Here is a 10,915-nt window from a genome sequence, read left to right on the forward strand (position 1 = left end):
TGCAGCCGTTGTTCCAGCCATGGTATTCCAACCACAAGGATCGATGCGGCATGAGCGTGATGGTCAAGGAAAGCCCGATCAGCGAAAAGGACATGATCGCCGAGGCCGAGAAGGCGCTTGCCGACATCTCCCGGATCCGCGACGGGGTCGGCCGGGTCATCTTCGGACAGGAAAGCGTCGTCGAGCGCACGCTGGTGGCGCTGCTGGCCGGTGGCCATGCGCTTTTGGTCGGCGTGCCGGGTCTCGCCAAAACCAAGCTGGTCGAAACACTTGGCATCGTGCTCGGCCTCGATTCGCGTCGCATCCAGTTCACGCCGGATCTGATGCCGTCCGATATCCTCGGCTCCGAAGTGATGGAGCAGGACGAGACCGGAAAACGCTCCTTCCGCTTCATCTCCGGGCCGATCTTCGCCCAGCTGCTGATGGCCGACGAGATCAACCGCGCGTCGCCGCGCACTCAGTCGGCGCTGCTGCAGGCCATGCAGGAATACCACGTCACCATTGCCGGCGCCCGCCATGACCTGCCGGCGCCCTTCCACGTGCTGGCAACCCAGAACCCGCTGGAGCAGGAGGGCACCTATCCGCTGCCCGAGGCACAGCTTGACCGCTTCCTGATGCAGGTGGACATCCTCTATCCCGAAATCGAGGCGGAGCGCCGCATCCTTCTGGAAACCACCGGCATCGAGGACGCGAAAGCGCAAAACGTGCTGCAGCCGGTGCGGCTGAAGGAGATCCAGACGCTGATCCGCCGCATGCCGGTGCCTGAAAGCGTCGTCGAGGCGATCCTGACGCTGGTGCGCTCGGCGCGTCCCGGCCAAGGCAATGCCGAGACCGATAAGAACGTCCCCTGGGGTCCCGGCCCGCGCGCCAGCCAGGCGCTGATGCTGTGCACAAGGGCGCGCGCGCTTTACGACGGACGGCTGGCGCCCTCGGTCGACGACGTCCGTGCGCTGGCCGAGCCGGTGCTGCAGCATCGCATGGCGCTGACCTTCGCCGCCCGCGCCGAAGGCACCAGCGTGCGTGACGTGGTGGCGAAACTCGTGAAAGGGATTTGATGCCGCGCATCGGCGAGGTCCAGGCTCCGGCAGCGACGCGCGACGCGCTCGCCCGTGGCCGGTTGCGGGCCTCGCTTGTGCCAGACCTGCTGGTCGAGGCGCGCCGTATCGTCAACACCGTGATCGCCGGCTGGCACGGCCGCCGCAAGCGCGGCATCGGCGAGAATTTCTGGCAGTTCCGGCCCTATGTCGAGGGCGATTCCTCGCGCATCGACTGGCGCCGCTCGGCCCGCGACGACCACACCTATGTGCGCGACCGCGAATGGGAAGCCGCCCATACCGTCTGGCTGTGGGCCGACCCCTCGCCGTCGATGCTCTACAAATCGACAGGCGCCAGCGTTTCCAAGCAATCGCGCGCGCTGGTGCTGGCGCTGGCCATGGCCGAGCTGTTGTCGCGCAGCGGCGAACGCATCGCCTGGCCGGGCCTCACCGACCCGTTCACCGCCCGCAACGGCGCCGAACGAATTGCCGCCCAGTTGATGCATGCCGGCGAGCTGCCGGCAAAACCCGACCTGTCCGACATCAGGCGCTTCTGCGACATCGTCATCGTCAGCGACTTCCTCGATCCCGTCGAGGAGACGATGGCCTGGCTCGACGTGCTGGCCCGCCACGGCGTGCGCGCCCACCTGATCGAGGTCGCCGACCCGGCCGAGGAGACCTTCCCCTATGCCGGCCGCACCGAATTCACCGATCCCGAGACCGGCGACAAGCTGACCGCCGGCCGCGCCGAAATGCTGGGTGATGAGTATCGCCTGCTCTACACCGCCCGCCGCCACGAACTGGCCGCCTGGTGCAAGCGGCTTGGCTGGAGCTTTACCGTCAACCACACCGATCGGCTCGCCTCCGACGCGCTGGTGCGACTGCACATGGCGATGACCACTGATGGCCCCTCGGTCAGGCCGACCGCTGGCGGTCGTGCAGGCATCGCTGGTGGCGATCGGCCAGGAAAGGCTGTCGCATGAGTTGGCTGCCGCTCTCCTTTGGCGCCCCCATGGTGCTGTGGGGCCTGCTGGCACTGCCGGTGATCTGGTGGCTGCTCAGGCTGACGCCGCCCAAGCCGCAGACCGAGATCTTCCCGCCGCTGAAGATCCTGGCGCGCGTACTGAAGCGCGAGGAGACGCCGCAGCAGAGTCCGTGGTGGCTGACGCTGCTCAGGCTCTTGATGGCGGCCCTCATCGTCGCGGCATTGGCCGACCCGGTCTTCAATCCGCGTGAAAAGCTGCCGGCCGAAGGAGCCGCCCTTGCCCTGGTCATCGACAATGACTGGGCAAGTGCCGCCGACTGGGGCAAACGCGTCGCCACCGCCGAGCGGCTGATCAACGACGCCGGCTCCAACGGCGTGCCGGTCGTCATCGCCTTCACCGCCGAAAAAGCCAATGCCGAGATCGGCCCGTTCGATGCCGCCACCGCCCTTGACCGGCTGCGCGCCGCCAAGCCGCGGCCGATCCCGACCGACCGGCCCGCCGTCTATGCCCGCGTCGCCGGCGTGCTGGAGACCTTGCCCGGGGCCAGTGTCGCCGTGCTTGCCGACGGCCTGGCGGCAAAAGGCGATGAAGCCGCCTTCAACACGCTTTTGTCGAAAAATGCCGCCCGTGTCGTCTGGGCAACCGCCGACAGGCTGTCGCTGACGGGCCTGACCGCCGCCGACAACCAGGTCGACGGCTTTGCGCTGACCGCCATCCGCGCGCCGGGCGACCCTGCCCCGGCGCAGGTCACCGCCGGCGCCTTCGACGACAAGGGCCGCCGCATCGCCGATGCGACGCTGACCTTTTCGCCTGGCGAAACCACCGCCACCGGCACCATGGCGGTGCCGTTCGAATTGCGCAACGACTTCGCTTCGATCGCGCTCGACGGCGAGCGGCAGGCCGGTGCGGTGCGCGTCCTCGACGAAAGCTCCAAGCGCCGCCGCGTCGGGCTGCTGTCGCAGGCCGAGGCCGACCAGGCGCAGCCGCTTTTGTCGCCACTCTACTACATCAGGCGGGCGCTGCAGCCCTTCGCCGATCTGGTCGAACCCTCCAGCGCCGACCTCGCCGACGCCATCCCGCAGATCCTCGACCAGAAGCCCGCGATGATTGTCATGGCCGATATCGGCACCATTCCCGGACAGGTCCGGCAGAGACTTGTCGATTGGGTCGACAATGGCGGCACGCTGGTGCGTTTCGCCGGTTCGCGGCTGGCCACCGCAGGCGATGACGACGATTTGCTGCCGGTCCGCCTGCGCACCGGCGAGCGTTCGCTCGGCGGCGCGCTGTCATGGACGTCGCCGCAGCCTGTCACCGAATTCCCCAAGGCCGGCCCGTTCGCCGATCTGGCGCCGCCGACCGAGGTCACTGTCAGCAGACAGGTGCTGGCCGAGCCGACACCCGATATCGTCGAGCGCACCTGGGCGGCCCTTGCCGACGGCACGCCGCTGGTCACCGGACTGAAGAAAGGCAAGGGCACGCTGGTGCTGTTCCACGTCACCCCTGAGGCAACCTGGTCGAACCTGCCGATCTCCGGCAGCTTCGTCGAGATGCTGCGCCGCATCGTGCAGCTGTCGCGCAACCAGGGCGCGGCCATCGCCAATGCCGAAGCCGCCGCGGCGTCGCTGGCGCCCTATCGCATGATTGCAGCCGACGGCTCGCTGGTGCCGCCGACGCCGGATGCACGGCCGCTTGTACCGGGCGCCGGCGCGCTGCCGGTGACTTTTGAAAACCCGCCCGGCCTTTATGGTTCCGAGACGGGTGTGTTTGCCCATAATCTGCTTGAAGCCGACAGCACGCTGGCCCCGCTGGCGCGCCCGCAAATCACTGTTCCCGTCAGCTCGATCCAGTATGCCTTTGACGAATCGCGCAATTTGAAGGGCGCGCTGGTCGCGGCCGCCCTGGTGCTGATGCTGCTCGATACGCTGGCAGTGTTCTGGATGGGCGGCCTGTTCTCACGCCGACCGCGCCGCGCCGGTGCCATGGCAACCACCGCCGCGGTCCTGATTGCGCTGGGTAGCTTGTTCGGTCATGCCGACCTTGCCCGCGCCGACGACGCCAAGCCGGGTGACGAAATTGCCATCGAGGCGATTTCGAAGACCCGCATCGCCTATGTGCTGACCGGCGTGCCGGGCGACGATTCGATCAGCCGTGCCGGGCTCGAGGGCCTGACCCGCTTCCTGGTCGAAAAGACGGCCCTTGAACCGGGCGCACCAGCCGGTGTCGACATTTCGAAGGACGAGCTGTCGTTCTATCCTTTGATCTACTGGCCGATCGATCCGGCCGCCCCGATGCCGAGCCAGGCCGCCATCGCCCGCATCGACGCCTATATGCAGCAGGGCGGCACGGTGCTGTTCGACACCCGCGACCAGTTCGCCAACGGCATCGGCGCCGATTCGACCAGCCCGGCGACGGAGCGGCTGCGCGACATCCTCGGCAACCTCAACGTGCCGCCGCTGGAGCCGGTGCCGTCCGACCACGTGCTGACCAAATCCTTCTTCATCCTGCCCGAATTCCCCGGCCGCTTCGCCGGCAGCCCACTGTGGGTCGAGGCGTCGCTCGACGCCAGCAATGCCGAGAACCGGCCGGTGCGCACCGGCGACGGCGTCTCGCCTATCATGATCACCGCCAATGATTTTGCCGGCGCCTGGGCGGTCGACGAGAATGGCGATCCGCTGCTGCCGACCGTACCGGCGGACCCGATGCAGCGCGTCTACGCGCTGCGCGCCGGCGTCAACATCATGATGTACATGCTGACCGGCAACTACAAATCCGACCAGGTGCACGTGCCCATACTGCTCGAACGGCTGGGGCAGTAAGATGAGTTTGTTTGGTTCCCTCCGGTCGCGGATAAACCCTCCCCAAAAAGAGGAGGGTAAGGGATGAACTGGTCGATTTCCTTCGAACCGCTGATCTCCTGGCCCCTGTTGGCCTTGGCGCTGGTGCCGCTGGCGCTGCTGGCGCTTGTCGGCCTGTGGTTTCGCCAGCGCGGCTCGGTCTTCCGCTTCATCGCCCTTTTGGCGCTCGCCGCCGCTTTGTTCAACCCGGTGTTCCTCAACGAGGAGCGCGAGCCGCTGAAAAGCGTTGTCGCCCTCGTCGTCGACCGCAGCCAGAGCCAGGATATCGGCGATCGCACCAAGCAGACCGACGAGGCGCTGGCCGGGCTGCAGCAGCGGCTTGGCCGCTTCAAGCAGTTCGACGTGCGCGTCGTCGAGGCCGGCAAATCCGAGGCCGCCGAAGAGCGCACCGAGACACGGCTGTTCGGCGCGCTTGAAGGCGCCTTCCGCGACGTGCCGCCGTCACGCATCGGCGGCGCGATCATGATCACCGATGGCGAGGTCCATGACGCGCCGCCGGGCGCGCCAGATTTCAACGCCCCGCTGCATGCGCTGATCACCGGCAACGACCACGAAAAGGACCGCCGCATCCGCTTCGAGAACGCGCCGCGCTTCGGCCTTGTTGGCAAGCCGCTCGACATGACCTACCGCGTCATCTCGACCGAAAACGAGACTGGCCCGGTCGATGTGCGCGTCTCGGTCAATGGCGAGCAGGTCGCCGTCGAGCACGCCACCGTTGGCCAGGCCATGCCGCTGCAGGTCACCATTCCGGGTGCCGGCCGCAACATCGTCGAACTCGCCATCGATCGCGAGCCGGGCGAACTGACCGACACCAACAACCGCGCCATCGCACTGATCGACGGCATTCGCGAGAACCTGCGTGTGCTGCTCGTCTCCGGCGAGCCGCATGCCGGCGAGCGCACCTGGCGCAACCTGCTGAAATCCGACGCCTCGGTCGATCTTGTCCATTTCACCATCCTGCGGCCGCCGGAAAAGCAGGACGGCACGCCGATCAACGAATTGTCGCTTATCGCCTTCCCGACCCGCGAACTGTTCGTCGAGAAGATCAAGGATTTCGACCTCATCATCTTCGACCGCTACCAGCACCGCGACGTGCTGCCGATCCTCTATTACGACTACATCTCCGAATATGTCGAAAAGGGCGGCGCGCTGCTGATCGCGGCCGGCCCCGAATATGCCGGCGAAAGCTCGATCGCGCGCACGCCGCTGATGGCCGCCCTGCCGGCGATGCCGACCGGCGAAGTTGTCGACAAGGCCTTCTATCCGCGCCTCACCGAACTCGGCCAGCGCCACCCGGTGACGCGTGGGCTCGATGGCTCGGCCACCGAGCCGCCGCACTGGAGCCGCTGGTTCCGCACCATAGGCGTGCAGAACCCGGAAGGCGAAGTGGTCATGAAGGGCGCCGACAACCGGCCGCTGCTGCTGCTCGACCGCAAGGGAGAAGGCCGCGTCGGCATGCTGCTGTCCGATCAGGGCTGGCTGTGGGCGCGCGGCTTCGAGGGCGGCGGCCCGCATGTCCAGCTTTATCGGCGCATCGCGCACTGGCTGATGAAGGAGCCGGAGCTCGAGGAGGAGCGGCTGACCGCCGATGGTCGTGGCATGGTGCTGGAAATCCGCCGCCAGACGATGGCCGACGATCCCGGCGCCGCGCAGATCATCACCCCGTCCGGCAAAACCTTGACCGTCAAGCTCGACAAAGCCGAGCCCGGGGTCTTCCTCGGCAGCGTCGAGACCAGCGAGATCGGGCTCTACCAGGTCGCCAATGGCGACCTCACCGCGCTTGCCCATGTCGGGCCGGTCAACGCACCGGAATTCGCCGACGTCATTTCCACCGAAAACCGGCTGAAGGCGCCGGCGGAAGCCACCGGCGGCAGCGTGCGCCGGCTGGCGTCTTCCACAGCCCTTGGCAGCGACGTGACGCTGCCTTCCATCGTGCCGGTGCGCTCGGCTGGTGCCGCATCCGGCAGCGACTGGATCGGCCTGCGCACGACAGACGACAGCGTGCTCAAAGCCGTCTCGCGCGTGCCGCTGTTCGGCGGCTTCCTCGGCCTCGGCCTGCTGCTTCTGGCAATGGGTTCGATGTGGTACCGCGAGGGACGGTAGCGCGGCGCTCTTTTTCCTTCTCCCCTTGTCGGAGAAGGGAAAGCCCCCTGCTCTACTCCTCCGGCTCCGTCGTGAACATCAGCGGATAGCCCTTGGCCTTGCCGGCATCGGTGGCGCGCGTCGCCTTGGTCTCGGCGACATCCTTGGTGAACACGGCGACGACGCAGACGCCACGCCGATGCGCAGTGATCATCACCCGGTGCGCTTGGTCCTCGCTGAGTTTGAACTCGCCCTTCAGCACCGTCACCACGAATTCGCGCGGCGTGAAATCGTCGTTGATGAGGATGACCTTGTAGAGTTTTGGCCGTTCGACTTGCGGCTTGATCTGGGTACGCGGTTTTGTGGTGATTTCAGGCATCGGAACCGACAGTTTTGCGTAAGCGACGTAACCGCCATTCTGGCACCGGTGAAAACGGTCGTCCATTTTGATCGACGCGCGAAACCGGTGTCCGCCGACGCGGCCATTCACAATCATGTGGGAAGGTGTCGGTTGCCGTTCAACGGCCTTGGCGGCCGAACATGCGACGGCCGGGAATCTGCCGCACGGCCGCAGCGGGCGGTATATCGGACCGAAAACGGTTTCCGCCGGCATCCGCCCGGCGTTCCAGCCAGGTCGCGATCGGCCACGCGGCGACGCAGATCAACGTCGCGCCGGTCAGCACGACCAGCAGCCAGGTCTGTGCCGGCGTTATGTAGTCCCAGTTGGTGGAAATCGCCGGCGCGAACAGCGAAGGCTCGGTGCGTCCGCTGGCCGGATCGGGGACCGGGCTGGCGGTGAACAGGATAAGCACTCTGGCGAGGCCGGTGGCAACCAGACCGCCGATCACCATCGAGCGCAAAATGGACGAAAGCCGCTTCTTCATGCGGATTGTCCTACACGGCCGGCGTTGCAAACGGGTTAAGTGTCAGTCGAGGCGGAAGCTGCCGGTGCCAGACTTCGCCAAAGATCAGTTGAACCCATCGACCGCTTCATAGCCAATGTCAGGGCTTCAGCGGCTCGGACAGGAAGAAGGCCGCTCCAACCGAAACCAGCTGGAGCGGCCTTGGTCAACAGGCCGGCATTTTATGCCGGACCTTATCAGGTCTTCGGGGCGTCCTTCTTGACGGCCTTCTCAGCAGCCTTCTTGTGCTTCTTGACGGTCTTCTTGACGACCTTCTTCGGAGCAGCCTTGGCCGGAGCAGCAGTCGCCGGAGCGGTGGTCGTCGAAGCAGCCGGAGCAGCGGTCGTGGTGGCGGCGGCGTTGCCGAGAGCCGGCATCGCGAAAGCGAGAGCGACGGCGAGACCGGTTGCGGAGAGGATGGACTTTTTCATGGCTTCGTTTCCTTTTTATGCGGGTCAAGTTTCGGAGCGTTACTGAACCGGGTCGTTCGGCGTCACTCCAAGCAGCTTCAAAGCATTGGCGAGCATCCGGATGCCCTGTGCCTGTTTCTTGGCGGCGCAGTACCGGTTGCCCTTTCTCTGAAGTGCCTTTGCCGCGGTGACCTGCGTTGCCGTGGCATGGGTTTCGAGGGCTTCATCAAATTGGTGGCTGAGATTGGCGCACCGTTCGCTCCGGGTTGTGAGCGTCGCCTTTGCGTCCGATTGTCCGACAGCGGCAGTGACCAGGCAGAAGCCCAGCAACGCACCCAACAAACTGATCGACAACCTTGGCATCGGTTTATCCGTAAACCCGGAGACTAGCGTCGCAGCCGATGACCTGACCGCCACGAGATCAGTTATGCCTTTGAAATTTTTCAGGAGTTTTTCTGAACTGTAGAATTTTGTTTCTGGAGTGTGTCTGAGAAAGCCGGTGTGAACCCCATCATAGCCACTGGCCAACATATGGCCTGAATTCTATCGTGTGGGTTGCGACCGAAGGGCTTGGCAATCAAAGACAGAAGGGCTTGGCAACAATGACAGGGCTGCTGTGAAATCCGATGCACACATACTGATCGTCGACGACGACAAGGGCATCCGCGACCTGCTGCAGGAATTCTTCCAGAAGCGGGGCCTGCACACCTCGGTTGCCGCCGACGGCATCGAGATGGAGACCATCCTGCGGCGCGTCCAGGTGGACCTCATCGTCCTCGACGTGATGCTGCCCGGCAAAAGCGGGCTGGAGCTGTGCCGCGACCTGCGCGCCCAGTATTCGACGCCGATCATCATGCTGACCGCCGTCACCGAGACGACCGACCGCGTCGTCGGCCTGGAAATGGGCGCCGACGACTATGTGCCCAAGCCCTTCGACCCGCGCGAGCTTTTGGCGCGCATCCGGGCCGTGCTCAGGCGCAATGGCGCCGCCGAGCCGAAGCGCGCCACCACCAAGCAGATCTACCGCTTCGCCGGCTGGACGATGGACTGTGCCCGGCGCCGGCTGATCGCACCCGACGATGTCAGGGTCGAGCTGACCATGGCCGAATTCAACCTGCTGCAGACCTTCGTCAAGAGTGCGCAGCGTGTGCTGACCCGCGACCAACTCATCGAATTGTCCGGCGGCGACAGCGACTATTCCTTCGACCGCAGCATCGACATCCTGGTCAGCCGGTTGCGGCGCAAGATGGAGGACGACCCGAAGACGCCCAAGCTGATCCTGACCGTACGCAGCGGCGGCTACCAGTTCCTGCCCGAGACGACCTCCGAATGAGACGTTTCCTGCCGCAGACCTTGCCTGTCTGGGTGCTGCTGATCGTCATTGCCGGCCTGCTGATCAGCCAGGTCGCGACCCTCTACATCGTCTCGCGCGACCGCGCTGCCGCCAACGACGTCGTCGACCTCTACCGGCTCAACGACCGTGCCTTCTCGCTGGTGCAGCTCATGCATGACGCCAGTCCGGACGAGCGCAAGGCGACGGCGACCGGCCTGTTCAACTCCACCTACGCGCTCACCGTTTCGGACACGCCGGCGGTCACTTCGTCGATCGCCGGCGACGACGAACTGGCCGAACTCGAAGACATCCTCGTCGGCCGGCTGTCCAAATTCGGCATCACCGATGCACGCGTGCGCCGCGATCCGGCGACGCGCGAGGCCGACGACGCGGACGGCACGACGCCAGGACCCGACATCGGCCAGGTCGAGCGCGACCTTCTGGTGCTGGCCGCCGACTTCGCCCAGAGCGACAAGCTGACGGCATCGCTGCGCTTCGCCGACGGCCAATGGCTGAATTTCACCGAACCGATCACGCCCGTCGGCCCGATCCTGAGCTTCGACAGCCTGCCGCTCTATTCGCTGATCGCAGGGCTGGTGGTGATCATGTCGATCTGGTCACTGCGCCGGCTGACGGCGCCCTACCGGATGATGGAAACCGCCGTGAACCGGATCGGCAAGGATCTGAAGAGCCCGCCGATCGCCGAGAGCGGCAGCCGCGAGGTGCGTGCCGCCGCCAAGGCGATCAATGCCATGCAGGCGAGATTGCGCGAATATGTCGAGGACCGCGAACATCTGGCGGCGGCACTGGCGCATGACCTGCGCACGCCGATGACCAGGATGCGCCTGCGCCTGGAGCTGTTGCGCAAATCGGCGGTCCGCGAGGCGCTGGCCCACGATCTCGCCGATGTCGAGAGCATTGCCAGTTCGGTGATCGACTTTGCCACCTTCGAAGTGACCGAGGAAAAGAACGAACGCATCGATTTCTGGTCGCTCGTGGAATCGATCGCCGACGGCTATGACGACGTATCGTTCGACGACGAGACCCGTTCGCGCGGGCTGATCTGCATGGCGCGGCCGGTCGCGCTCAAGCGCTGCGTCACCAATCTGGTGCAGAACGCGGTCACCTACGGCAAGAAGGCGCATCTTTCGCTGCGCCGGTCGGAGGACATGATCCTGCTCACCATCCGCGATGAAGGGCCTGGCATACCGCAGGCGCAGATCGACGCCGTGTTCGGCTCGTTCGTGCGCCTCGAACAATCGCGCAACCGCCAGACCGGCGGTCTTGGCCTCGGCCTGACCATTGCCCGCAAC

The 10,915-nt window shown here is 65.6% G+C and carries 10 protein-coding genes; 6 read left to right on the forward strand and 4 right to left on the reverse strand.

Annotated elements, in window-relative coordinates:
* The first annotated feature begins 50 nt into the window (after positions 1–50).
* The 4 genes from EN990_RS09750 (at position 51) to EN990_RS09765 (ending at position 6,978) form a co-directional block, all read left to right on the forward strand.
* Complete coding sequence (locus tag EN990_RS09750) at positions 51–1,055, forward strand: MoxR family ATPase (protein ID WP_127369902.1); 1,005 nt, start codon at positions 51–53, stop codon at positions 1,053–1,055.
* Entirely contained in the window at positions 1,055–2,017 is a 963-nt protein-coding gene (locus tag EN990_RS09755; RefSeq protein ID WP_013529967.1) for a DUF58 domain-containing protein, read from the forward strand. Before EN990_RS09750 ends, EN990_RS09755 begins: the two co-directional genes overlap by 1 nt.
* Positions 2,014–4,836 (forward strand): DUF4159 domain-containing protein, encoded by a 2,823-nt coding sequence (locus EN990_RS09760; protein WP_127388291.1) that lies wholly within the window; start codon positions 2,014–2,016, stop codon positions 4,834–4,836. The genes EN990_RS09755 and EN990_RS09760 overlap by 4 nt, the downstream gene beginning before the upstream one ends.
* A 63-nt stretch (positions 4,837–4,899) precedes the next feature.
* Positions 4,900–6,978 carry a membrane protein gene (locus EN990_RS09765; protein WP_027162170.1) on the forward strand — a complete coding sequence of 693 codons (2,079 nt, stop codon included), beginning with the start codon at positions 4,900–4,902 and terminating at the stop codon, positions 6,976–6,978.
* Between the two features lie 52 nt (positions 6,979–7,030).
* Here EN990_RS09765 and clpS read toward each other — a convergent pair whose 3' ends face one another.
* The 4 genes from clpS to EN990_RS35465 form a co-directional block, all read right to left on the reverse strand.
* Positions 7,031–7,336: an ATP-dependent Clp protease adapter ClpS gene (clpS, locus tag EN990_RS09770; RefSeq protein ID WP_013529964.1), complete on the reverse strand. Its 306-nt coding sequence runs from the start codon at positions 7,334–7,336 to the stop codon at positions 7,031–7,033.
* Positions 7,337–7,475: 139 nt separating this feature from the next.
* Complete coding sequence (locus tag EN990_RS09775) at positions 7,476–7,841, reverse strand: hypothetical protein (protein ID WP_013529963.1); 366 nt, start codon at positions 7,839–7,841, stop codon at positions 7,476–7,478.
* A gap of 215 nt (positions 7,842–8,056) precedes the next feature.
* Positions 8,057–8,290, reverse strand: coding sequence for a hypothetical protein (locus tag EN990_RS09780; RefSeq protein WP_013529962.1), 234 nt, complete (start codon positions 8,288–8,290; stop codon positions 8,057–8,059).
* Positions 8,291–8,329: 39 nt separating this feature from the next.
* On the reverse strand, positions 8,330–8,632 hold the full coding sequence (locus tag EN990_RS35465; protein WP_024504541.1) for a hypothetical protein: 303 nt from the start codon (positions 8,630–8,632) through the stop codon (positions 8,330–8,332).
* 253 nt (positions 8,633–8,885) lie between these two features.
* On the opposite strand from EN990_RS35465, the gene EN990_RS09790 reads away from it, so the two are divergent.
* Positions 8,886–9,602, forward strand: coding sequence for a response regulator transcription factor (locus EN990_RS09790; RefSeq protein ID WP_013529960.1), 717 nt, complete (start codon positions 8,886–8,888; stop codon positions 9,600–9,602).
* On the forward strand, positions 9,599–10,915 hold a 1,317-nt coding region (locus EN990_RS09795; RefSeq protein ID WP_245469175.1), incomplete at its 3' end, for an ATP-binding protein. The genes EN990_RS09790 and EN990_RS09795, both read left to right, overlap by 4 nt.

It is taken from the genome of Mesorhizobium sp. M7A.F.Ca.US.005.03.1.1 (genome assembly GCF_003997975.1).
Lineage (GTDB): Bacteria > Pseudomonadota > Alphaproteobacteria > Rhizobiales > Rhizobiaceae > Mesorhizobium > Mesorhizobium ciceri.